This is a genomic window from Kocuria varians (genome assembly GCF_006539885.1).
GTDB lineage: Bacteria > Actinomycetota > Actinomycetes > Actinomycetales > Micrococcaceae > Kocuria > Kocuria varians.
This window is the reverse complement of sequence record NZ_BJNW01000023.1, coordinates 1-23,595: the sequence shown is the minus strand read 5'-3', so window position 1 is coordinate 23,595 and position 23,595 is coordinate 1. Positions and strand designations below refer to the sequence as shown.

The 23,595-nt window shown below is 68.6% G+C and carries 22 protein-coding genes; 11 read left to right on the top strand and 11 right to left on the bottom strand.

From position 1 onward, the window contains the following. Positions 1–2: 2 nt before the first annotated feature. Positions 3–1,175, bottom strand: coding sequence for an MFS transporter (locus KVA01_RS11265; RefSeq protein ID WP_141270334.1), 1,173 nt, complete (start codon positions 1,173–1,175; stop codon positions 3–5). Positions 1,176–1,380: 205 nt separating this feature from the next. Between KVA01_RS11265 and KVA01_RS11260 the strand changes: the two genes are divergently transcribed. The 3 genes from KVA01_RS11260 (at position 1,381) to KVA01_RS12655 (ending at position 5,011) form a co-directional block, all read left to right on the top strand. Beyond that, positions 1,381–2,400 (top strand): NADP-dependent oxidoreductase, encoded by a 1,020-nt coding sequence (locus KVA01_RS11260; protein WP_141270332.1) that lies wholly within the window; start codon positions 1,381–1,383, stop codon positions 2,398–2,400. 208 nt (positions 2,401–2,608) lie between these two features. Further along, complete coding sequence (locus KVA01_RS11255) at positions 2,609–4,765, top strand: bifunctional anthranilate synthase component I family protein/class IV aminotransferase (protein WP_233438868.1); 2,157 nt, start codon at positions 2,609–2,611, stop codon at positions 4,763–4,765. Positions 4,766–4,849: 84 nt separating this feature from the next. After that, entirely contained in the window at positions 4,850–5,011 is a 162-nt protein-coding gene (locus tag KVA01_RS12655) for a hypothetical protein (protein WP_164497787.1), read from the top strand. 93 nt (positions 5,012–5,104) lie between these two features. Here the strand turns inward: KVA01_RS12655 and KVA01_RS11250 are convergent, their stop codons facing one another. Beyond that, on the bottom strand, positions 5,105–5,341 hold the full coding sequence (locus KVA01_RS11250; protein WP_055085169.1) for a hypothetical protein: 237 nt from the start codon (positions 5,339–5,341) through the stop codon (positions 5,105–5,107). Positions 5,342–5,528: 187 nt separating this feature from the next. Between KVA01_RS11250 and KVA01_RS11245 the strand changes: the two genes are divergently transcribed. The 3 genes from KVA01_RS11245 (at position 5,529) to KVA01_RS13180 (ending at position 8,540) form a co-directional block, all read left to right on the top strand. Continuing rightward, on the top strand, positions 5,529–6,479 hold the full coding sequence (locus tag KVA01_RS11245) for an NAD(P)H-binding protein (protein ID WP_231860594.1): 951 nt from the start codon (positions 5,529–5,531) through the stop codon (positions 6,477–6,479). Continuing rightward, complete coding sequence (locus tag KVA01_RS11240) at positions 6,480–6,893, top strand: hypothetical protein (RefSeq protein ID WP_068468428.1); 414 nt, start codon at positions 6,480–6,482, stop codon at positions 6,891–6,893. A gap of 192 nt (positions 6,894–7,085) precedes the next feature. Beyond that, on the top strand, positions 7,086–8,540 hold the full coding sequence (locus tag KVA01_RS13180; protein WP_068468426.1) for a YeeE/YedE thiosulfate transporter family protein: 1,455 nt from the start codon (positions 7,086–7,088) through the stop codon (positions 8,538–8,540). 178 nt (positions 8,541–8,718) lie between these two features. Here KVA01_RS13180 and KVA01_RS11230 read toward each other — a convergent pair whose 3' ends face one another. Continuing rightward, positions 8,719–10,284, bottom strand: a complete 1,566-nt coding sequence (locus KVA01_RS11230) for an MFS transporter (protein ID WP_141270330.1) — start codon at positions 10,282–10,284, stop codon at positions 8,719–8,721. A gap of 138 nt (positions 10,285–10,422) precedes the next feature. On the opposite strand from KVA01_RS11230, the gene KVA01_RS11225 reads away from it, so the two are divergent. Genes KVA01_RS11225 through KVA01_RS11215 form a run of 3 tightly spaced genes read left to right on the top strand, consistent with a single transcriptional unit; the run spans position 10,423 to position 12,478 of the window. After that, the gene (locus KVA01_RS11225) at positions 10,423–11,646 is read left to right on the top strand and encodes an inorganic phosphate transporter (RefSeq protein ID WP_068468422.1); all 1,224 of its coding nucleotides are present in this window, start codon (positions 10,423–10,425) and stop codon (positions 11,644–11,646) included. A gap of 11 nt (positions 11,647–11,657) precedes the next feature. Next, complete coding sequence (locus KVA01_RS11220) at positions 11,658–11,918, top strand: hypothetical protein (RefSeq protein WP_226905803.1); 261 nt, start codon at positions 11,658–11,660, stop codon at positions 11,916–11,918. Beyond that, the gene (locus KVA01_RS11215; protein WP_068468420.1) at positions 11,915–12,478 is read left to right on the top strand and encodes a DUF3349 domain-containing protein; all 564 of its coding nucleotides are present in this window, start codon (positions 11,915–11,917) and stop codon (positions 12,476–12,478) included. Before KVA01_RS11220 ends, KVA01_RS11215 begins: the two co-directional genes overlap by 4 nt. A gap of 97 nt (positions 12,479–12,575) precedes the next feature. Here KVA01_RS11215 and KVA01_RS11210 read toward each other — a convergent pair whose 3' ends face one another. The 8 genes from KVA01_RS11210 to hutU form a co-directional block, all read right to left on the bottom strand. Then, the gene (locus KVA01_RS11210) at positions 12,576–13,121 is read right to left on the bottom strand and encodes a hypothetical protein (RefSeq protein ID WP_141270328.1); all 546 of its coding nucleotides are present in this window, start codon (positions 13,119–13,121) and stop codon (positions 12,576–12,578) included. Between the two features lie 7 nt (positions 13,122–13,128). Next, a complete protein-coding gene (locus tag KVA01_RS13250) occupies positions 13,129–13,458 on the bottom strand; it encodes a RelA/SpoT domain-containing protein (RefSeq protein WP_371858586.1) in 330 nt (109 codons plus the stop codon). 571 nt (positions 13,459–14,029) lie between these two features. Then, positions 14,030–15,286 carry a formamidase gene (fmdA, locus tag KVA01_RS11200; protein WP_141270326.1) on the bottom strand — a complete coding sequence of 419 codons (1,257 nt, stop codon included), beginning with the start codon at positions 15,284–15,286 and terminating at the stop codon, positions 14,030–14,032. A 68-nt stretch (positions 15,287–15,354) separates the two neighbouring features. Then, the gene (locus tag KVA01_RS11195) at positions 15,355–15,648 is read right to left on the bottom strand and encodes an FmdB family zinc ribbon protein (RefSeq protein WP_068468416.1); all 294 of its coding nucleotides are present in this window, start codon (positions 15,646–15,648) and stop codon (positions 15,355–15,357) included. 270 nt (positions 15,649–15,918) lie between these two features. Further along, positions 15,919–17,472 carry a histidine ammonia-lyase gene (gene hutH / locus KVA01_RS11190; RefSeq protein WP_068468415.1) on the bottom strand — a complete coding sequence of 518 codons (1,554 nt, stop codon included), beginning with the start codon at positions 17,470–17,472 and terminating at the stop codon, positions 15,919–15,921. A 73-nt stretch (positions 17,473–17,545) separates the two neighbouring features. Continuing rightward, positions 17,546–18,865, bottom strand: a complete 1,320-nt coding sequence (locus KVA01_RS11185) for a YjiH family protein (protein WP_141270324.1) — start codon at positions 18,863–18,865, stop codon at positions 17,546–17,548. A gap of 91 nt (positions 18,866–18,956) precedes the next feature. Beyond that, on the bottom strand, positions 18,957–20,120 hold the full coding sequence (hutI, locus tag KVA01_RS11180; protein WP_068468578.1) for an imidazolonepropionase: 1,164 nt from the start codon (positions 20,118–20,120) through the stop codon (positions 18,957–18,959). A 113-nt stretch (positions 20,121–20,233) separates the two neighbouring features. Next, positions 20,234–21,952 carry a urocanate hydratase gene (gene hutU, locus KVA01_RS11175; RefSeq protein WP_068468411.1) on the bottom strand — a complete coding sequence of 573 codons (1,719 nt, stop codon included), beginning with the start codon at positions 21,950–21,952 and terminating at the stop codon, positions 20,234–20,236. A gap of 233 nt (positions 21,953–22,185) precedes the next feature. Here hutU and KVA01_RS11170 point away from each other — a divergent pair, with 233 nt between their 5' ends. Both KVA01_RS11170 and KVA01_RS11165 read left to right on the top strand, forming a co-directional pair. Further along, positions 22,186–22,455: a hypothetical protein gene (locus tag KVA01_RS11170; protein WP_082810281.1), complete on the top strand. Its 270-nt coding sequence runs from the start codon at positions 22,186–22,188 to the stop codon at positions 22,453–22,455. A gap of 336 nt (positions 22,456–22,791) precedes the next feature. Continuing rightward, positions 22,792–23,595, top strand: an 804-nt coding sequence (locus tag KVA01_RS11165) for a DUF8611 domain-containing protein (RefSeq protein WP_174805724.1), incomplete at its 3' end; no start/stop codon positions are given.

Here is a 23,595-nt window from a genome sequence, read left to right as displayed (position 1 = left end):
GACTACTTCACTTTCCTGATCGGGAGAACGGCGATGGCTCCGACGAGCGCCGCGGTGGCCGCGGCGCCCAGGAGCAGGGCGTAGTTGGGCTCGGAGGCGGTGACGCTCGTGGCCAGCAGCGCAGCACCCAGGAAGGGCGCGAGGGACTGAGGCATGGCATTGGCCATGTTGAACACGCCCAGGTCCTTGGCGTTGTCCTCAGGGTTGGGCAGCACCTGCAGCACGAGCGCCATGTCCACGCTCATGTAGATGCCGTACGAGATGCCCAGCAGGGCCTCGACCATGTAGAACTGGCCGATCGAATCCACGTGCAGCAGCAGGTAGGTTCCCAGCGCGAACAGCGCGGTGGCCACGGCCACGGGCAGCTTGCGGCGCCCGGTGCGGTCGGAGAACCAGCCGACCAGGTAGCTGGCCGGGACGAGCGCGACCGTGTAGGTAAGCACGCCCAGGAAGACGACGCCGGCGCCGTCGGCCGCGGTGATGTGCAGACGGTCCGTGACGAACGGCAGGCGCAAGGAGGTGAACATGAAGCTCGAGAGCATGAGGAGGAACCGGGACCACCACGCGAAGCCGAAGTCGCGGTGGCGCAGCGGGTTGACCCAGAACGATCCCAGCAGCTCCTTGAGGCTCAGCCGGGGCGGGCGGTGCGTGAGGACCGGATCCGGCAGGATCACGGCGTAGAGGCACAGCCCCACCACGCCCACGACCGCCGGGACGGCGAAGAGCAGCAGCATGTTCGAGGCGAACAGGGACGCGAACCACGTGGCCACCAGGACGCCCACGCTCTGCATCACGCCCACGGTCGCGGAGACCTTCGCGTACTGCTGCTCGGGCAGCTGGTCCGCGAGCGTGGCGATGTCCGGGCTGAACGCGGCGTTGGCGCCGAGCTGCGCCACGAACCATCCGATGGCCAGCATGGGCGTGCTCGTGGCCTGGCTGATGCCGATGAGCGCGAGGCCCATCACGAGCGAGCCGCCGATCAGCCACGGGCGACGCCGCCCGAACCGGGACGTCGTGCGGTCCGAGAGCCGGCCGAACAGGGCGTCGCCGATCACCGCGGCAATGGCTCCCACGCCCAGCACGGCGCCGACCATGCTCGTGCGCTGGGTGGGGTCGTCCGTGAGCGTGGAGACCTTCAGGGCCATGGAGACCATGACCGGTCCCAGCAGGGCCACGTACAGCGCGAGCTGCGCGAAGGCCCGGGACGAATCGTAATAGTGAGATATTACTATTCCAGGCGGTGATCGGGATCACAAGGGGCGACGCCACACCGGCCGAGTTCCGGCGATTGGTTGTGCCCAATTTACTCCCGGTTCGGGCCGACTCCGCTCCACGCGAATCCTTGCGGGGGCAAGCGTCCGTGCGTGCCACAATGACGGTATGGCTACTTCCGATTCCACCAGCACCCAGATCCAGCTCGTCTCCCGTCCGGAGGGCTGGCCCACCCACGAGGACTTCCGCACCGTCACCGTGGAGCTGCCCGACCTGCAGGACGGCGAGGTGCGCGTCCGCAACGAGTTCATCTCCGTGGACCCCTACATGCGCGGGCGCATGCGCGACGAGCCGAGCTACGTCCCCCCGTTCGAGCTGGGCGAGACGATGACCGGCGGGGCCGTGGGCCGCGTGGTCGAGTCCCGTTCCGAGGACCTGCCCGTGGGCACCCCCGTGCTGCACCAGGACGGCTGGCGCGACCTCACGCAGGGCCCCGCCAAGGAGTTCACCGCCGTGCAGGAGATCCCCGGCACGCCGCTGTCCGTGTACCTGGGCATCCTGGGGATGACCGGCATGACCGCCTACACCGGCCTCACGCGCATCGCGGAGCTCAAGGAGGGGGACCGCGTGTTCATCTCCGGTGCCGCCGGTGCCGTGGGCTCCGCCGCGGGCCAGATCGCCCGGCAGCTGGGCGCGTCCTACGTGATCGGTTCGGCCGGCTCGGACGAGAAGGCGAAGCTGCTCACCGAGAAGTACGGCTTCGACGCCGTGCTCAACTACAAGGACGCCCCCATCCGCAAGCAGCTCGCGGAAGCCGTGGGCAAGGACGGCGTGGACGTCTACTACGACAACGTGGGCGGTGACCACCTCGAGGCCGCCCTGGACGTGCTCAACCGGCACGGTCGCGTGGCCGCGTGCGGCGCGATCAGCCAGTACAACAACACCGAGCGCACTCCCGGCCCGGACAACATGGCCAACCTCATCAAGAACTCCCTCAAGCTCGAGGGCTTCACCATGGGCGACCACTGGGACATCGCCGAGGAGTACCTCTCCCGCATGACCGAGTGGTTCACCTCTGGCAAGATCGCGTACGACGAGACCGTGGTGGAGGGCCTCGACCACGCCGTGGATGCCTTCCTGGACATGATGAAGGGCGCCAACACGGGCAAAATGGTGGTCAGCATCTGACGCTCTGCGGGTCACCGCGCATCACCCGCCCGGCGGCGGCTTCTCGGGGGCACGTTCGTGCCCCGGGTCGCCGCCGTCGGCGGTTTCGTATTCCATGGACGACGCCGCCGCGCGCCTGCCCTGCGAAAGGAACCCGTTGCCCCGTGCACCTCAGCCTCGGACACCCCTGCCCCGCACAGCTCCGCCCCGGGCCCCTCTGTCCTGGACGGTGAGTCCCGAGCGGATGCTGCGGGCCCTGCGGAACCAGCCCGGTCTTGCGGCGCTTTTCGGGGACTGGATCGACGGGGCGGACCGGATGGATGCCGTGATCGGCATACGCCCAGCCCGGACCGTGGGGTCCGATGAGGACCCGTTCGAGGTGCTCGGGGACTCGGGCGTCGTGGACGGCGGCGAGGCGTTCGGCGGCGGCTGTATCGGGTACCTGGGATATCAGCTCTCCCAGCGGCTGGAGACGCTTCCGCCCGCACCGCCGCGCGCCGGGAGCCTTCCGGACCACCACCTGGCGTACTACGACCACGTGCTCGTCCACGATGCGCGCACCGGTCACTGGGCCTGCGAGGCCCTGCCCGGAACGGATCCCGCGCGCGTTGCCCGCACGGTGGAGATCGTGGAGCGGGCGCTCGCAGGCCGCGCGGCGTCGTCGCCGTCCGAGAGTGGCGAGGCGCTGCCGTACCGCTGCGGGCCCGTCGAGGCCGCCGTGACGGGTGCCGCGCACGCGGGGGCCGTGCGGCGCGCCCTGCAGCGCATCCGCGAGGGCGACATCTTCCAGGCCAACATCTGCCGAACGCTGGAGGCCCCTTTCCACGGCGACCCGCTGGACCTGTTCTGCGCGGGCCACCGGGCGCTGCGGCCACGCTTCGCCGCGTTCCTGCGCGTGCCCGGGGGAGCGGTCGCGAGCCTGTCCCCGGAGCTGTACCTGCGCCGCACGGGGAACGCCGTCCTCACCTCCCCGATCAAGGGCACGGCCCCCGCGGACACGGATCCCGCCGATCTGCACGCGTCCGCGAAGAACCGCGCGGAGAACGTGATGATCGTGGACCTCATGCGCAACGACCTCTCCCGCGCGTGCGTCCCCGGTTCCGTGCTGAGTCCGGCGCTGCCGCGCGTGGAGCCGCACACGGGCGTCCACCACCTGGTCGCGGACGTCCACGGCACCCTGCGCCCCGGGCTCGACGACGCCGCCCTCCTGCGCTCCACGTTTCCGCCCGGTTCGTGCACGGGGGCGCCGAAGGTCAGGGCCACCGAGATCATCAACGCCCTGGAGACCACCGCGCGGGGCGTCTACACCGGTGGGATCGGGTACGCGAGTCCCGTGGCGGGGCTGGCCATGAACGTGGCCATCCGTACGTTCGAGTTCTCGGGCGCCACGGTGCGCCTGGGTGTGGGCGGCGGGATCGTCGCTGACTCGGACCCGGACGGGGAGGCGTTCGAGACCCTCGTGAAGGCCGCCCCGCTGCTGGATGCGGTCGGCGCCCGCTTCGGGCCCGAGCTGTCCCGGGAGTGGCGTGAGCACGCGGAGTCCTCGGAGGTGGCGACCCCGGCGTGCGTGGGAGGCGATGGGGCACCGTCGCGCGCGGCAACCTCGCTGCGGGACGCGCCCGTGATCCGCTCGACCCCCGACCCCTCCCTGGGGGTCTTCACCACGATGCTCGTTCGCGAGGGGCGTCCCGAGCAGCTGGTGGAGCACCTGGCAAGACTCGGGAGCAGCGTGCGGGCGTGCTTCTCCCATGAGCTGCCGGGCGCGCTCGCAGAGCAGGTCCGCCAGCGTGCCGCCGGATTGGATGGCCCGCACCGGCTGCGGGTCACGGCAGTTCTGGACGCTGGGAGTCTGTGTCTCGAGATGACCCACGCCCCGCTGAACCCTCCCGGCGCGGCCCCTCCCGTGGCTCCGTGGGTGCTGCGCCCGGTGGTGGTGCCCGGCGGGTGGGGGCGCCACAAGTGGGCGGACCGCCGCGCCCTGGACACGACACCCGGTCCGTGGTCCCCGGTGTGCGATCCGCTGCTGGTGGACCAGGACGGCACGGTGCTGGAGACCGGGCGTGCAAATGTGTTCGTGGTGCGCGGTGGCGTGGTCACCACCCCGCCCGTTGACGGCCGGATCCTGCCCGGGGTGATGCGCGCCCGGGTGCTCTCGAGCCTGCGGGCCGCCGGGTACGAGGTCCGTGAACAGGACATCACTCTCGCAGACATCGCTGGGGCGTCGGAGGTGTTCGTGACCAACGCCCTGCGGGGTGCCCGGCCCGTGGGGGAGATCCACGGTGTGGGTGCGTGGGCCCCTGGGTCTGTGACGGTGTGGGTGCAGCGCGCGCTCGCGGACGCCCCGTGGCGAACGGGCGGCATCGCCCCCATTGACACGACCCGGTGAGGTGAGGATGCTCGGGGCACGGCGCCGTCGTCCGGGCCGCGGAGCTCGGGGCGGCGCACCACGTAACCGCGAAGGAGCGCAGCCATGGGCAAGAACCCGCAGGACGAGAACACCGAGTCGGTCAGCCAGGTGGACACCGACGAGCAGCGCCAGAAGGCCGCCGAGCAGGCGAACACCCAGGAGCAGCAGGAGTTCTTCGAGGAGCAGGCCGGCACGGAGGAGCAGTCCCAGGGCTACGGGCACTGAGCACCGCACCGGGCAGCCGCTGACAGGCGAACCGCCCCGCACCAATAAGGTGCGGGGCGGTTCTTCTGCGCCGAGTGGCTGCGGGGTCGGTGGCTACTTCTTCTTGTTCTCGAGGGTCTGCTCGTACTGGGCGAGAGCCAGGCCCACGCTCATGAAGGTGGGCGCCCAGTGGCCCACGAAGATGCCCCAGCGGTCCGACTGGGCCTTGGAGTCGTCGCTCTTGAGACGCGAGATTCCCCACGACACGAAGGACAGGGCGATCGAGCCCATGCCTGCGGTGTAGGCGTACTCAGAGCGGATACCGGCGTCGTGCAGGGTCTTCATGATCATGGTGTGATCTCCGTTCTGCTCTGCTGAGCAAGTGGTGGTGAAGCAGGGCTGGGTACCTCCACCGTAGATGCCGGAGGGCCAAATAATAAGGGGGGTGATGGATCGGGTTCTGCCCGGTCATGGCACCGTTCCTTTCCCTTAGCGAGCCGGGCCACGCGCCGTCGCGCGGACATGACAGGCTGGTGCCATGAATGATTCCGCTGCAACAGTGCTCCTGGCCGGCTGCGGGGACGTGGGGACCGCCCTGGGATTGCGCCTCGCCGAACGCGGAGTGCGCGCGGTGGGCGTGCGGCGCCGCGCGGACGCGCTGCCCGAGCCCATCGAGCCGGTCTCTCTGGACCTCACCGACCCGGGGGAGGCCGTCCTTCCCGTGGCCGACGCCGTGGTGGTCACCCTCACCGCCGACGGCCGCGACGCGACCGCCTACGAACGCACCTACCTGGGTGCGCTGCGCGGGTTGCACCTGGCCCTGCCGTCCGACGCCGCGCCGCGCGTGGTGCTCGTGTCCTCCACGGGCGTCCTGGGCGGCACCGACGGTGGGGTCGTCACCGAGGCCACCCCGCCCAACCCTCAGCGCGCCACCGCCCATGTGTTGCTCGCCGCGGAGGAGCTCGCCGCCGATCTCTTCCCGGACCTGGTCATCGTGCGCCCCGCGGGGATCTACGGGCCCGGCCGCGCGTCCCTGATCGAGCGGGTCCGCACGGCCACGCCTGTCACCCACCGGCGCGTGACCAACAGGATCCACCGGGACGATCTCGTCACGGTCCTCTCCACCGTGCTCGACGCTCCCCAGCCGCCGCGGTTGCTGTGCGCCGTGGATCATGACGCCGCTCAGCTGGGTGACGTCGTTACGCACCTCGCGGCGCGGCTGGGTGTCGCGGTGCCCCCGGACGACTCGCCCGCGGGGGAGGGGCCGCTCGGCAAGATCATCGACGGGGCGCTCGTGCACTCCCTGGTTCCTCGATCCCGGTGGCGCTACCCCACGTTCCGGGAAGGGTACGACGCGCTGCTGGGAGCGTCGTCGCCGGAGGAGCGCGACGCCGACGCCGGGCGAGCCTCCGGCGATGCCGCCGAGTGTGACGCCTGGACCGGGCGGGGCGCGACGTCGAACGCCACGACCGAATCGCGAGGTGCGTGAATGGCCGCGGAGACCCACTGGTTGCTTCCCATCAACCCGGCCGCTCATGGGCAGCACATGCCCGCCGACTGGCGCACCCGCCAGGACGCCACGGCGGTGTGGGAGGCGATCGGGCGCTCGCAGCCCGCGGATCGGTGGTGCCTGCGCACGGGCTACCGAACCATGACGGCGGGGGACACCATCTGGGCCTACCTGTCCCAGCGGCAGGAGCTGTGCGCCACGGGCGCCGTGCGGGAAGTCGTGCGGGAGGGCGATGAGTGGTTCGTGCTCGTGGACTGGGACGTGGAGCGGACCGCGCAGCTGTGCCGGACCCCGATCCCGCGGGAGGTTTTCGGGCAGGTGCCCATGTCCGTGAGTCGGGCGGGGGAGGGTGCCGTCGGGGCGCTGCGGGCGGTATCGCGCCGGGCAACGTGACGCAATGTCGCTAGTACCTCACGAGTAGGTACTTCGGGGCGTTTCCGGGAAGTGTGACACTTTGTGACGACAAACTGGACGTTGCCCCCGGGTGAGGAGTTGAGTATACGGAGTCTTTTTCGATCCCTCATCTCATCGTCCCTTCCTCCGAATGCGCCCTCTTTCCGGTGCGCGGGAAACTGGTACTCACCTATGATCCTTACCGGACTTGTCATCGGCGCGCTGCTGGGCATCGTCATGCAGCGCGGCCGCTTCTGCGTCACCGGCATGCTGCGGGACATCTTCCTGCAGAAGTCGTGGCGGACCTTCGCCGCGCTGCTCGTGGTGATCTCCGTGCACGCCATCGGTCTCACTGCCCTGACCTCCGCCGGCGTCATCTCCCCCAACTACCCCTCCTTCGCGCCCCTCGCGGTGATCGTGGGCGGATTCATGTTCGGCATCGGCATCATCCTGGCCGGCGGGTGCGCCTCCGGCACGTGGTACCGCTCCGGCGAGGGCCTCGTGGGCTCGTGGATCGCGCTGGCCATGTACGCGCTGTCCGCGTCCGCCATGAAGACCGGCGTGCTCAAGGGCTTCAACTCCGGCATGAAGCAGTGGGACACCGGGCTCACCACCATCCCCAGTGCCCTGGGCGTCTCCCCGTGGCTGTTCGTGATCGTCCTGGCAGCGGTCACCGGTGTGATGGTGCGCCACTTCCTCAACCGCGAGAAGAACACCGGGAAGCCCGCACGGCTGAACGGCCGTCCCGCATGGAAGAAGCCCCTGCACGTCTACACTGCCGGCGCGCTCGTGGGTCTGCTCGGCGTCATCGCGTGGCCGCTGTCCGCCGCGACCGGCCGCAACGACGGTCTGGGCATCACCACCCCCACCGCCAACCTGCTGAACTTCCTGGTCACCGGAGCGGACGGGAAGCTGGACTGGGGTGTGATGCTCGTGCTCGGCATCCTGGTGGGCTCGTTCATCGCCGCCAAGTCCACGGGTGAGTTCCGCGTGCGCGTGCCGGACGCCACCACCACGGTGCGATCCATCGCGGGCGGCCTGCTCATGGGTGTGGGCGCGGCCCTGGCCGGTGGCTGCACAGTGGGCAACGGCATGGTCCAGACCAGCCTGTTCACGTTCCAGGGCTGGGTCGCGCTGCTGTTCATCGCCCTGGGCGTGGCCGTGGCCACCAGGATCTGGCTCAAGCCCACCGTTACGCAGCCCGCCACCGGCGAAGACGGCACCTACTCCACTGCTCAGAGCCTGGACCACACGGTGGGCGCCACCGCACCGGACGACAACTCGATCGACGCCGCTCCCACCGCGGGGGCTCCCCGCACCTCGGGTGCGAACGTGTTCTCGGGCTTCGCCGCGGCACCCGCCGCGCTCATGGTCAAGGACCCGGCAGGTGCACCGTCGAAGAAGCTCACAGGCCTGGGGGACGGCTACTATGCCCTGGACTCGCTCGGTGCCGTGTGCCCGTTCCCGTTGATCGAGGCCAAGGATGTCATGCAGACCCTGCAGACCGGTGAGCACCTGGTGATCGACTTCGACTGCACCCAGGCCACCGAGGCCATTCCGCAGTGGGCGGCCACGGACGGCCACGAGGTCACCGACTTCGTGGAGAAGGGCGACGCCAGCTGGCAGATCACCCTCAAGAAGGGCTGATCCACTCAGAGTCCCCGCTCACGACACCGCCGCGCCACCTCTGCGTTCCATGGACCCCGCACGCCGGGGGCCGAGGCAGGGAGGGCGCGGCGGCGTCGTCGTACCACCGGAACAGTGCGGAGCGTGGGCCCACCGGGGGGCGAGCGCTCCGGAGGCGTCGTGGTGTGCGCCCCGTGACTCAGGCGCGAGAGTCCTTCCGGGCGCGGTGGCGCATGTCCCGCAGGGCCACGGCCAGGGCGAGGAGCACCACGAGCACCACAACGCCCAGTCCCGCCGCGATGCCCACGGACCAGCCCTGGGCGGCGACCACACCGTAGGCCACCGCGGTGATCATGGCGATGCCCACGGCGGTGCCCACGCGCTGGCCGGTCTGCATCACGCCACCGGCGCTGCCCGCGTACTCGAGTGGCACCTCCGCGAGCGTGAGTGTTTGGTTGGGGCTCACCACGGCGCCCTGGCCGAAACCCACGAAGCCCAGGGTGAGCACGAGCCACCACTCGCTGATGTGCCAAGAGTCGTGCAGCAGGATCACCGCCATGCTCAGCAGCAGGCCCACGACCACGCTGAGCATGCCGAGCACCACGATCTTGCGGCCCATCCGGTTCACGCGGCTGCCGGCCAGGTTGGAGGCCACCGCGCTCGCCAAGGCATTGAGCAGGCCCACGCAGCCGGCGGCCAGCGCGGTGTGGCCGAGCCCCTTCTGCATGTAGAGGGTGACAAGCACCCACACGCTCGTGATGCCCAGGAAATACAACGAGATCAGCAGGGTGCCGTTGAGGAAACTGCTGACCCTGAAGATGTCCAGGTCCACCATGGGCTGGTGCCCAGAGGCCTTGAAGTGCTTCTCCCACGCGATCCACAGGGCCAGGAACATGGCGGCGACCGCGAGCAGGGCCCACACCCACGGGCTCGTGCCGGGGGAGCCGGCCTCGATGAACGGGAGCAGGGTGGCGAGCAGCGCGATGCCCAGGAGCACCGAACCCGTGGGGTCCATCTCCCGCAGGGCGTGGCGGATGGTGGTGCCCTCGGGCCCGCGCAGCAGCGGGCGGGGGAACCACAGGAACGCGAGCACAAGCGCGACGACGCCCACGGGGACGTTCACCACGAACAGCCACCGCCACCCCTCGGACGCGCCGCCCGTCTGGATCAGCAGACCTCCCAGGACCGGGCCGATGGCCACGGAGACACCCACGGCGCTGCCCAGCATGCCGAACGCCTTCCCGCGCTCCGCTCCCTTGAAGTACTGCTGGATCATGGCCACGCCCTGAGGGTTGAGCAGCCCGGAGCCCACCCCCTGCACGAAGCGCGCCACGATCAGCATGGTGGGATCCGGGGCCAGGCCCGCGGCGATCGAGGACAGCGTGAAGATGGCCACCCCGAGCATCCACAGGAACCCGCGCCCGAACACGTCCCCGGCGCGGCCACCCGCCACCAGGACCACCCCGAAGGTCAGTGCGTAGCCGGAGAGGATCCACTGCAGCTGGGACTCGGAGGCGCCCAGCCCCTCCTGGATGGAGGGCAGCCCCACGTTGATGATGCTCACGGCCACCAGGGACATGAAGATGGCCACGAGCAGCACCGCCAGGATCCGCCACCGCCGCGGATCCGTGCCGTGGGCGTAGCCCCGGTGGGTCTGGGGATCCGGACGCGGGCTGAGGATGGGCAGCTCGCCGGTTCCCGTGGCCGGGGAGCGCTCGTGCCAGGTCTCGCCGGAGCCCGGTCCGTGGTGGGAGTCAGAGGTCATGGGGAGAGTATGCTCCCGGGTTCAGACGCGCCCAACGCTCCTGTTCGTGTGCATGAACTGGTTGCCCGTCACATGCTCCTCTGGGCCGTCCTGGGGGCGAGTTTGGTGTGCGGCGCCCGGGGCCGTCATCCTGGGACCATGACAGCTGAACTGGTGATCCTGGGCCTGGTGGTCGTGACCGCTCTGGCCTTCGACTTCACCAACGGATTCCACGACACCGGCAACGCGATGGCCACCTCCATCGCCACCGGCGCGCTCAAGCCCCGCACCGCGGTGGCCCTGTCCGCGGTGCTGAACCTGGTAGGCGCGTTCCTGTCCGTGGAGGTGGCCACCACGGTCACCAAGGACGTGCTGCTCATCCAGACCCCGGACGGCGGGCTCGTCTCCGGGCTGGACCCCACCATTGCCCTGACCCTCATCTTCTCCGGGCTGATCGGGGGCATCCTCTGGAACCTGGCCACGTGGCTGTTCGGGCTGCCCTCCAGCTCCTCCCACGCGCTATTCGGCGGGCTGATCGGGGCCGGGCTCGCCTCCCTGGGCGCGGCCGGCGTGAACTGGGCCGGTGTGGTCCAGAAGATCCTCGTCCCGGCCGCGCTGGCGCCGTTCATCGCCGGGTGCGTGGCCGCCGTGGGCACCGCCCTGGTCTACCTCATCGGCCGCGCGGCGTCCCAGGCGCACCGGGACCGGGGGTTCCGCTGGGGACAGGTGGGAACGGCGTCGCTGGTCTCCCTGGCCCACGGCACCGGTGACGCGCAGAAGACCATGGGTGTGATCGCCCTGGCCCTGATCGCCCACGGAAGCCTGAGCGTGCAGGGCATCGAGAACGACGGCCTGCCCCCGTGGATCATCGTCTCGTGTGCCGTGGCGATCGCCCTGGGCACCTACCTGGGCGGCTGGCGCGTGATCCGCACCCTCGGCAAGGGCCTCGTGGAGATCGAACCCCCGCAGGGCATGGCCGCGGAGGCGTCCTCCGCAGCGATCATCCTCACCTCCAGCCACTTCGGCATGGCCCTGTCCACCACCCACGTGGCCACGGGCTCCATCCTGGGCTCGGGCGTGGGCAAGCCCGGCGCGCACGTGCGCTGGGGCGTGGCCGGGCGCATGGTGGTGGGCTGGCTGCTCACCCTCCCGGCCGCCGCCGTGGTGGGCGCCGTGTGCTTCGTGCTCGCCCACGCCGTGGGCGGCCTGCCCGGCGCCGTGGTGATCTTCCTGCTCCTGGTGGTGGCCTCCGCCGTGATCTTCGCGCGGTCCCGGCACCAGAAGGTGGACCGCCACAACGTGAACGCGGACTGGGACGAGGACACGCACTCCGTGGTCCCCGCCGACTCCGACCGCGCCGACGCCCAGGAGGTGGCCCGCTGATGATTGTCGAGATGGCCCGATCTGTCCTCGCCGTGCTGCTCGCCGGGCTGTGCTTCGGGGCGGGACTGCCCGCGCTGTTCACGGTGGGCATCACCCTGTGGAGCCGGGCCACCCCCGAGCCCGGCCCGGACGGCGTTGCCCGCCGCAAACCGCTGGCGCTCGCCGGGGCGGTACTCTGCTTTGCGATCGTGCTCGCTGCTGTGGTGATCGGGGTCCTGTGGATCACCCGCAAGAGCTTGGACCACTACCTAGGGATCTCGGTGTTCGGATGATGACCTTCGACGCGGCACTCGACCACATTCGCGCCGCCTACCCCCACGGCGTCCCGCGCGAGCAGCACGCCCCGCTCGCGGAGCTGCTGGCCCGCACGGTGGGCCCTCACCGCACCGAGCGGCTGCTCGAGACGCTGGGGCTCCCGGCGGGGGACCTCCTGGGACCGGCGGCGGCCTCGGAGACCCAGCTGGGCGACGTCGCCGCCGAGCTCGCGCGCGCCGGCTGGCCCCTCGTGGGGGCCAGTCAGGACGAGGCACCCCGGCAGCCGGGGTACGTGGCCCGGGTGATGAGCTGGCTGCGCGCCGACTACCCCAACGGGGTGCCCGCCCAGGACTACCTGCCCGTGCTCGCCGTGCTGCGCCCGCAGCTCGCGGAGGAGGACATGGCCGCCATCGCGGAGCAGCTCGCGCAGGACGCCCGCGCCCACGGTGTGGCGCCGTCCGAGGCCGACGCCCGCGAGGCGATCCACCGTGCCACGGAGGACGAGCCCAAGCCCGAGGAGCTGGAGCGCGTCCGCGCAATGCTCGCGGCGCACGGGTGGCCGTTCGAGGGGGAGTAGGGGCCGGAGCACGTCCAATCTGTTGGGGGGATCCGAAATCCATGAGGGCAGAAGGACGTATTCTGATGAATACCTAAGATGAAATTGAAGACAAGATTTACCTCCTCCCTGAATTCACAAAATCTAACTGACTTGCAATAAATTTGCTAAATTGTTCTGTGTCGGCAAAGTAGTTCGGGTATGCTCTTCTGAGCTGGTGTATTTTCTGTACTTGCACTAGTACAACATCAATAGAGTCCGACGCATCGGCTTCCAGTTCCGCTAAATTCTTTTCCGCAGAGCGCATGGATGAATATGGGGTAGTTTCCAAATTCTGCGTTTCCATATCTAGCTTGAGAATGACGGCTTTGGTGTTAGGGTCTTTGGAATGCGATTTAACGAGCTGTGAGTACTCGTTAAGGCGGGCCAATGCTCTTGTCTGAGAGTTCAGACTTTCGAGCTCACACCGCATGTCATACTTCGAGCCATCTACCCCAGGAATAGGAGCAGTATTTTCATGGTCTGCCATAAGAGAGCTAGCGATCGCAAAAAATTTTACTAAAGCGTCGTCGGCATCATCGTATTTTAGCCGGCTACCCGAAAACAAATCCATTGTTTCTACTGCTGTCGCCCACGCATGTTGTAGCTCTGTTCGTAGCTGCACCTCGATTTTAAGACCGTGATACTCTTCTTTGGTGGCACCGTAGGAGTAGACGACGTGTACCCCTACGGTAGCCGTCCTGTTTTGGGTGCTCGCCTAGATAATCAGTAACTTCTACAATTTTATTTCTCGCTCTATGAGCAGACTTGAGTTCATCTAGAATTCTGTAGACCTCCCCAACGGAAGGTACAATCACTCTGCAGCCTCCTAAGTGTTGCATTCGGGAGGCGTCCATGGCGGGATGTCTCTCAAGCTTGTCTAGAATGGTGGGAAGACGTTTGAGGCGCCGAGCGATAACGGCCTGGGGGGCGACATCTTTGACTTTATTTTGAACATGCATCCTGAGAGCTCTCATCCATGAACTGAATAATAAATAATAGTTGACCAGCGGCATTCTTACAAGAGCCGCAGCTCATCATTCTATAAATTTGTAACGATTTAAACATTTTATAACTACAACGAGCTCAGATTGCTGCTTCTACAGCAGGCCTCGAATCCTGGGTTTGGGCTGGGGCAGGGGGATGTCATGAACGGCATTACATTCCACGGTGATCGCGGCAGCGAGCTGTCTGAATTTAGCAACGTCGATCTCGAGATGATCTAGTAGTTTAGACGGGGTCACTTTCTCTGCGCACACGTGCAAGCCGTGAGGTGACCAGCAGGTCCACTCGCTCGTACCTACGTTTAAAAGCCTTACGTGAGTGATGATCCCTTTCACGGCTGCCCTTGTGAACCACTGCCGGCCCCGTATGTTTCCACCGCCTGCGGCCATCATCGACTGGGGGCAACAACCATGCCGGGACCGGCTGGTCACTTACGCTCTCATCTTCCCGGAACTGACGGGGACGGCAAGGGGCCCGACGGCGCCCACGAGCGCCGTCGGGCCCCTCACGCTGGGAGGCGGAGCGGGGTTAGCCCGGATTCATCGCCCGCGGTGCGCCCATGCCCGGGTCCACCTGTGCGGGTCCGTTCGCGGAGGGGCGGATGTCCACGTCGAAGATCTCCGTGGGCAGGTACACCGTGGCGCACGAGTTGGGGATGTCCACGACCCCGGAGAACCGCCCCTCGATGGGCGCCGCACCGAGCAGCAGGTACGCCTGCTCCTTGGACCACCCGAACTTGGCGAGGTAGTCGATCGCGTGCAGGATCGCCCGCTGGTAGGCCAGCTGGGAGTCGAGGTAGCGCTGCTCGCCCTCCAGGGTCACGGACGTTCCGGAGAACGCGAGCCACTCGGAGTACACGGGCCCGTTGCGCCCGGGCATGAAGATCGCGTTCTCGGTGACGCCGTACGCGTCCATGCCGCCCTTGATGACGTCCACGTGGATGTCGATGAACCCGCTCATCTCGATGCCGCCGCAGAACGTGATCTCGCCGTCGCCCTGGGAGAAGTGCAGGTCGCCCATGGACAGGTGCCCGCCGGAGACGTAGACGGGGTAGAACACGCGGGAGCCCTGGGTGAAGTTCTTGATGTCCTGGTTGCCGCCGTTCTCGCGCGGGGGCGCGGTGCGGGCGGCCTCCCCGGCCACGCGGTCGAACTCCGTGCCGGTGAGGGAGCCCAGGATCGCGGAGTCCGGCTCGGGCGGAAGGGCCAGCGGGGGCACGCGGTGCGGATCCGTGGCGATCAGGTCGCCCTCGCGCTTGTTCCACTTCTTCAGCAGCTCCGCGGACGGTGCGGTGCCCATCAGGCCCGGGTGCACCATGCCCGTGAACTTCACGCCGGGAATGTGCCGGGACGTGCACTCGCCGCCCCGGAAGTCCCACACGGCCTTGTACGCGTCCGGGAACTGGTCCACCAGGAAGCTGCCGCCGTTCTTCTGCGCGAAGATGCCGGTGTAGCCCCAGCCCTGACCGGCGAGCGGACCCTCCTCCTGCGGGATGGGCCCCACATCCAGGATGTCCACGATGAGCAGGTCCCCCGGCTCCGCACCCTCGATCCGGAACGGCCCGGACAGCGCGTGCACCTTGTTGAGGGGAGCGTCCCGGATGTCGTCCGCGGAGTCGTCGTTGACGATCGCACCGTCGAACCACTCGCGGCAGTCGATCCGGTAGCTCTCCCCGCGCTTGAGCGTGGCCACGGCGGGAATGTCCGGGTGCCAGCGGTTGTGGCCCGTGAGCTTCTGGTCCGTGAAGGGTTTGCTCGAGTCGAGCGGGAAAATCACTTCTGGCATGGTCCGGAGCCTTTCTGGTGGGCCCCGCGGGTGGTTCCCGCGCGGCCGGGCGGGTGCTGCGGGGACACTTACGGGCGCGGCAGCTTCAGGTGCCGCGGGTCTCGACTCACCCCGGTGGACGTGCGCGGGGCACCGCCCTGGCGGGGCACGGAGCGGACGACGTCGGGCGCCTCCGCCGTGCGGGCCGCGGCGTCGACGGCGCGTGCCCGGGGAGAGTTCGCGCGGGACAGTCCCACGGCGGAGAACACGCGCCGGGCGTCCGCGCCGCACGCGGGGCACCGCTCGGAGCGGGGGACCTGCGCCATGGCGTGGTGGGCGTCGAACGGCCCGCAGGCCTCGCACCGGAACTCGTAGACGGGCATGTGCCGCTCCCTTCGCGTGTGAGCCACGATACAACCGGCGACGTGCGGAGGACAGGGGGCGCTGCCGCCTGTCCCCCGCACTCTGAGGTGTAGATCTGCCACGACAACGTGCCGCCGGGCGGGTACTTCTACACCTGGGATTCACGGGACGACGACGCCGGGTGGCCCGGGCGTGGGACCCGCGGCGGCGGCGTCGTCCCCGGCCCCGCAAGTGCGCGGAACGCACGGCAGGACGGTGCCAGAGCGGCGTCGTCCTGCCGTGCCTACCGATCAGCGCAGGGGGCCCGTCACGGACTCCACGGTGCGCACGAGGCGGCCCGAGGCCACGTACTGCTCGGCGGCCTCGATCTCCGGGGCCATGAAGCGGTCCGGGCCGGGGGCGCCCACGGTGCCGTTCAGGTCGGCCAGCACGGCGGCAGCGGCGGCGCCCGGCTGCAGGGGCGCGCGCAGGGCGATCGCGCGGGTGGAGCTCAGCAGCTCGATCGCGAGCACGCGGGTGAGGTCCTGCACGGACTTGCCCAGCTTGCGGGCGGCGTGCCAGCCCATGGACACGTGGTCCTCCTGCATCGCGGAGCTGGGGATCGAGTCCACGGAGGCGGGAACGGCCAGGCGCTTCATGTCCGAGACCAGGCCGGCCTGCGTGTACTGCGCGATCATCAGGCCCGAGTCCGTGCCCGGGTCCTCCGCGAGGAACGGGGGCAGGCCGTTGGAGCGGGCCGGGTCCAGCATGCGGTCGGTGCGGCGCTCGGACATGGACGCCAGGTCCGCGATGGGGATCGCCAGGAAGTCCAGCACGTACGCCACCGGGGCGCCGTGGAAGTTGCCGTTGGAGCTCACGGTGCCGTCGTCGAGGACCACGGGGTTGTCCACCGCGGCGGCCAGCTCGTGCTGGGCCACGGAGAGCGCGTAGTTCGCGGTGTCGCGGCTGCCGCCGGCCACCTGGGGTGCGCAGCGCAGGGAGTAGGCGTCCTGCACGCGGTCGTCGTCCACGCGGTGGGAGGCCACGATCCCGGAACCCTCCAGCACCTTGAGCATGTTCGCGGCGGCGTCCGCCTGGCCCGGGTGCGGGCGCAGCGGCTCGTGCAGCTCCGGCACGAACACGCGGTCCGTGCCCAGCAGGCCCTCCACGGAGAACGCGGCGGTGATGTCCGCGGCGGTCAGCAGGTCCTTGAGGTCCGCGAGCGCCATGATGAGCTGGCCCAGCATGCCGTCCGTGCCGTTGATCAGCGCCAGGCCCTCCTTCTCGGCGAGGGTCACGGGCTCGATCCCGGCCTCGGCGAGCAGCTCGGGTACGGGGCGTTCGGTGCCGTCCGGTCCGACGGCGCGGCCCTCGCCCATGAGGACGAGCGCGCAGTGGGCGAGCGGCGCCAGGTCACCGGAGCAGCCCAGCGAGCCGAACTCGTGGACCACGGGGGTGATGCCCGCGTTGAGCACGGCGAGCATGGTCTCGAGGGTCTCCACCCGGATGCCCGTGTGCCCGGAGGCCAGGGTCTTGGCGCGCAGGAACATCAGGGCGCGCACCACCTCGCGCTCCACCACCGGGCCGGTGCCCGCCGCGTGGGAGCGCACGAGGGACTTCTGCAGCAGGGTGCGCTTCTCCTGCGGGATGTGCTTGTTGGCCAGCGCGCCGAAGCCGGTGGAGATGCCGTAGGCGGGGATCTCTGAGGCGGCGAGCTCGTCGATGTGGCGGCGCACGCGGGCCACGTGGGCACGCGCCTCCTCGGTGAGCTGCACGGGGGCGTTGTCCCGGGCGACGGCGATGACGTCCCCCACGGTGGTCCCGTGGTCGGAGAGCCACACGGTGGCGGGAGCGGCGGTGGTCATGAGAAGGGTTCCTTCCGTTCGGTGGTGCGAGCGCCCTGGCGGGTCTCGAGCGTGATGGTGCTGGATCGCGCTGCTAGGTCAGCAGCTTCACCAGGGGAGTGGCGATGAGGATGGTGAGGGCCACGCGCTCGAACCAGATGACCACCAGGGACCGGATGGTCACCGGGATCTCCGTGGCCAGGATGGACGGGACGAGCGCGGAGAAGAAGATGATGGCGGACACGCACACGATGGCGATCACCAGACGCAGGGTGAGCGAGTCCTGCCCGGCCACCTGGGCCGCAGGGAGGAACATCTCCGCGATACCGGTGGCCGAGGCCTTGCCGGCCAGGAGCGGTTCGGGCAGTCCCACGACCCACGCGAACGGCACGAAGATGTATCCGATCCAGTCGAAGATCGGGGTGTAGCGCGCGATCACCAGGCCGAGCAGGCCGGTGGAGAGGATCGACGGCAGGATGGACGTGGCCATCCGGAGGCCGTCGCGCAGGTTCTCCCAGATGTTGCGACCGAGCCCGGGGGCGGCGTGAAGGGCCTCGCGGGCGTCCGACCACGCGTGGTGGAAGCGGTGCCCGGTGACGAGGGTCTCCGGCTGGTGCTCCACCCCGGGGTAGGGCTCGTCCGGCATGCGGCTCAGCGGCGGGATGCGCACGGTGATGGCGGTGACCGCGAACGTCACCACCAGGGCGAGCCAGAAGTAGAGCAGCCAGTGGTCCATGAGGTCCAGCGCCTTGGCCACGATCACCATGAAGCTCGCGGAGACCGTGGAGAACCCTGTGGCGATGATGGCGGCCTCGCGGGAGGTGTAGCGGCCCTCCCGGTACACGCGGTCGGTGAGCAGCAGGCCGAGCGAGTAGCTGCCCACGAAGGAGGCCACGGCGTCGATGGCCGAGCGGCCCGGGGTCCGCCACACGGGGCGCATCACCGGCTGCAGGAACACCCCGATGAACTCCATGAGGCCGTAGCCGATCAGCAGGGCCAGGAAGACCGCGCCGATGGGGACGATCAGGCCCACCGGGATCACCAGCGAGTTGAATAGGAACGGACCCATGTCCTTGGCCATCAGCCAGTCCGGGCCCACGTGGAACACCATGGCGAAGCCGACCACGAGCCCCAGGACGTTGAGGAGCGCGAACGCCATCTTGACCGGCGAGGCGCGCCACCGCCCGGTGACGAAAGGAACCACCGTGCCGGCCACGATCAGGGCCAGTGCGTAGAACGGCACCACCTCGGTGAGGTTGTTCCGCAGCCACGTGACGATGTGGTCCAGGGGAATGGTGCTGAGGCCCCCCAGGGTGATGGGCACGAAGAACATGAAGATGCCCACCGCGCTGTACAGCACGAAGCGCAGCACGTCACCGCGTCTGGTGGGCACGGTTGCCTGCAGTCTGCTCATGTCGTGTCCTCGTGGTTGGTGGGTCGTCGGGGCGCGGGCGCCGGTGGGGCCTCCGCGCCCGGCACGTTCTGCCGGGCACGGAGGGTGTGCGTCAGACCTCCCGGCGGCCCGCCCGCCACACGCCCCACGTGAGGGGCATGCCGGGGCGGTAGGCCAGGTGCATCGCGGAGGGGGCGTCCAGGACGTGCAGGTCCGCGCGGGCCCCCACGGCCAGGTGTCCCACGGCGGGGCGTCCCGGGGTGGAGACGTCGCGGCGCAGGGCCTTCGCGCCGCCGAGCGTTGCGGCGCGGATGGCCTCCTCGACCGTCAGCCTCATCTGCAGCACCGCGGTGGCCACGCAGAAGTTCATGGCCGTGGTGTAGCTCGTCCCCGGGTTGCAGTTGGAGGCGATCGCCACGGTCGCACCGGCGTCCACGAGCTCGCGGGCCGGGGCCAGCGGGGCGCGCGTGGAGAGGTCGCACGCCGGCAGCACGGTGGCCACGGTGTCCGACGCCGCCAGCGCCGCCACGTCCTCCTCCGAGAGGAAGTTGCAGTGGTCCACGGACGCCGCGCCCAGCTCCACGGCCAGGGCCACGCCCTCGCCCGGACCGAGCTGGTTGCCGTGCACGCGCAGCCCCAGACCGGCGTCCCGGCAGGCCTCCAGCACCCTGCGCGACTGCTCGGGGGTGAACGCCCCGCGCTCGCAGAACACGTCCGCCCACTGCACGTACGGCCGCACGGCGTCGAGCATGGGCCCGCACACGAGGTCCACGTACGCCTCGGCGTCGATGCCCTCGGGCACCAGGTGGGCGCCCAGGAAGGTGACCTCGTCCGCGGCGTCGGCGGCGATCCGCGCGGCGCGCAGCTCCTGCTCCACGTCCAGGCCGTAGCCCGTCTTGGTCTCCAGGTAGGTGGTGCCCCCGGCCACGGCGTCCGCGACCCGACCGGCGACGAGCCCGCGCAGGGTCTCGTCGTCCGTCTCACGGGTCGCCCGCGTGGTCACGCCGATCCCGCCGGCGGCGTAGTCCTGCCCGGCCATGCGGGCGGCGAACTCGGCGGAGCGGTCCCCGGCGAACACCAGGTGCGTGTGGGAGTCCACCCAGCCGGGCAGCGCGGCGCGCCCCTCGACGTCCACCGCGCGGTCCGCGGCAGGAGCCTCGGCGGCCGGGCCCACCCACGCGACCACGCCGTCCTCGACGACGACGGCCGCGTCCGTGAGCACGGAGTCCTCACCCCGCGCGGGGTCCACGGTGTGCAGCTCGCCGATCCCGGTGATGAGCTCGGACCCGTCAGCGGACGACGCCGCCCGGGGCGCCTGCGCGCCCGGGTGACCGCCGGCGTGGTGGCTGCGTGCGGCGTCGTCGTCCCGGCCTGCGGGGGCGGGCCCGGTCACTGGTCCGCCTGGCGGGTGGTCGCGAGGTCGTTGTGCATGGGGATGTTGACCCCGCGCTCGTCTGCGACCTCGATGGCGCGCTCGTAGCCGGCGTCCGCGTGGCGGATCACGCCCATGCCGGGGTCGTTGGTCAGCAGGCGCTCGAGCTTCTCCGCCGCGAGGTCCGTGCCGTCCGCCACGGAGACCTGGCCCGCGTGGATGGAACGGCCGATGCCCACGCCGCCGCCGTGGTGGATGGAGACCCAGGTGGCGCCCGACGACGCCGCCGTCAGGGCATTGAGCAGCGGCCAGTCCGCGATCGCGTCCGAACCGTCCTTCATGGACTCGGTCTCGCGGTACGGGGAGGCCACCGAACCGGAGTCCAGGTGGTCACGGCCGATCACGATGGGCGCGGAGACCTTGCCCTCGGCCACGAGCTTGTTGAAGAGCAGGCCGGCCTTCTGGCGCTCCCCGTAGCCCAGCCAGCAGATGCGGGCGGGCAGGCCCTCGAACTCCACGTGCTCCTGGGCGGCGTCGATCCACTCGTGCAGGTGCTTGTTGTCCGGGAAGAGCTCCTTGATGGCGGCGTCCGTGACCTCGATGTCCTTGGGGTCGCCGGAGAGCGCGACCCAGCGGAACGGGCCGAGGCCCTCGCAGAACAGCGGGCGGATGTACGCCGGGACGAAGCCGGGGAACTCGAACGCGCGGGTGTAGCCGGCGTGGCGGGCCTCGTCGCGGATCGAGTTGCCGTAGTCGAAGACCTCGGCGCCCTCGTCCTGGAACTCGACCATCGCCTGGACCTGGGCGGCCATGGCCTCGCGGGCCTTCTTGGTGAAGCCCACGGGATCGGCCTTGGCCTCCGCGTCCCACTGCTCCACGGTGAACTCGGTGGGCAGGTAGGACAGGGGGTCGTGCGCGGAGGTCTGGTCGGTGACGACGTCGACGGTGATCTCACCGGCGCGGTGGCGGCGCAGCAGCTCCGGGAACACGTCCGCGGCGTTGCCCACGTAGCCCACCGAAAGTGCGCGGCACTCGGCCTTCGCGGCGTTGACCTTGGCGAGCGCGGTGTCCAGGTCCGTCTCGACCTCGTCCAGGTAGCGCTTGGACTGACGACGCCGCAGCCGCGACTCGTCCACGTCCACCACCAGGCACGCGCCGCCGTTGAGCGTCACGGCCAGCGGCTGGGCGCCGCCCATGCCGCCGCAGCCGCCCGTGATGGTCAGGGTGCCGGCGAGCGTGGGCTCCTGCAGGCGGCCCTCCTCATAGAGCTTGCGGGCGACGGCGTAGAACGTCTCGTAGGTGCCCTGCAGGATGCCCTGCGTGGCGATGTAGATCCAGGACCCGGCGGTCATCTGGCCGTACATCATGAGGCCCTCGTCCTCGAGCTTGCGGAACTCGGGCCACGTGGCCCAGTCGCCCACCAGGTTGGAGTTGGCGATCAGCACGCGCGGGGCCCACTGGTGGGTGCGGAACACGCCCACGGGCTTGCCGGACTGGACCAGCAGGGTCTCGTCGTCCTCCAGCTCCTTGAGGGTCTTCACGATGGCGTCGAACGCCTCCCAGCTGCGGACCGCGCGGCCCGTGCCGCCGTAGACCACCAGGTCGTCAGGGCGCTCCGCGACCTCCGGGTCCAGGTTGTTCATCAGCATGCGCAGGGGAGCCTCGGTCTGCCAGCTCTTGGCGCTGATCTCGGTTCCGCGGGGAGCGCGGACGGGGCGGGCGTTGGGCAGTGCCATGAGGGTCCTCCTGGTGCGGTTCAGTCCTGGGCGTGGGAGGCCGGGGACGGTGAATGAGTCCATGGGACCACGGGGGGTGATGAGGGTCACGGGTTCTGGAGGGGGTAGTGTCTGGGATGCCAGACAGGGGGCGTCGTGGCAGTTCCTTGGTGCCGTGTCGAGGTGCAAGATGACTTGCAGGTGGAACTGGGTGTTCCTGCGTTAATCCGCTGTCGATTTCGGAGGCGATAGCTATGCCCCGTACCGTCGAGGAAATTCTTGCTCACGCCGATGAGCTGGCGGCGCGCTTCGAGCAGTACGAGCCGCGACCCGAGGACGAGCTGGACGTAGATGCGATCACGGCTCTGCGTGCGGCCATTGCCGAACAGTCCGCTGCGGAACGTCACGTCATCGACGCCGTGCGGGCGGCTCGTCACGCGGGCATGTCATGGGCTGCAATTGGAGCCTTCGTTGGAACGACCGGTGAGGCAGCTCGGCAACGGTACACGCGACATGTAGCCTGAATGAGGTAATCGAGGGCCAGCAACGTCATGACTTCTATATCTGGGGCGTGTCGTGGCATGGTTAGGTTGCAGATCGCCCGCTTGGAGTCCATACTGCGTCTATCTCTTATAAGTGCTTCAAGGTCCATCAGGTGCACGCTTTGCTCTTTATTGCAAGATGTTTTATGGAGCTGGCCAGCTCAAGCGCAAGGCTCCCACGGTGCAGGGTGCTTGCTGAGCCTCTTGCTTGACCGCCCCGCAAAATCGTTGCCGTGTCATCACCTTTCTTACTCCAAGCTACGGGCGCATCACGTCTCTTCAGACTCGCTCGGGCCCGATCATAGGTAATATCCAACCATGCCCAAAGAGTCCTATGATGTGCGCACCCTTCGCGCCAAAGCTGTTGCTTCTCTACGTACGGGAGTCGTCGCTTTCAACGGCCTGGACGACGACGCGCGTGTAACTCGCATACTCCTTCATCTGCAGCACGCTTTTGAAATGTTGTTGAAATCCGCGTTGCTTGCCAGCGGGGATAAAACAGTCTTTGATAAGAAAAAACGCATGGCGATTGGCATGGAAGCCTCTGTCAAGCGGTGCATACAAAATAGCTCCATTAAACTAACAAATGAAGAAGCCGGTACAATCCGAGTACTTGACAACCTACGCGACGGGGAGCAACATTGGCATCAGATAGTCGAAGAGGGAATGCTGTATCTTCATGCGCGGGCAGCCGTTACTCTGTTTGATGACCTATTGCATCGCGTGTGGAAATTTAGACTAGCTGATTATGTACTCGTTCGCGTTTTGCCTCTCAGTGCCGAGCCCCCACAGGATTTGGATATTCTAGTAGATCAAGAATATGAGCGGATCGCCCAGCTTCTAAAGCCTGGCAGGAAAGCCACGGCAGAGGCTAAAGGAAGAATCCGCACTCTGCTAGCCACTGAAGCGCTCTCAGACCCCGATGCGGTGGAAATTAGCGAGTCAGACGTAAATCGCATTGTCCGAGGCGTTCGAGAAGGCAAGGAGCGGGGTCAAGTCTTTCCCAAATTGTCCAGAGTTTCATCAATGAGCTCGGGGGAGGGGCTTAGTGTGGAGGTGCGTTTTGTCAAGAAGGGCGGACTTCCTGTCACTTATACAGCTGACCCAAATGACGATGTTGCT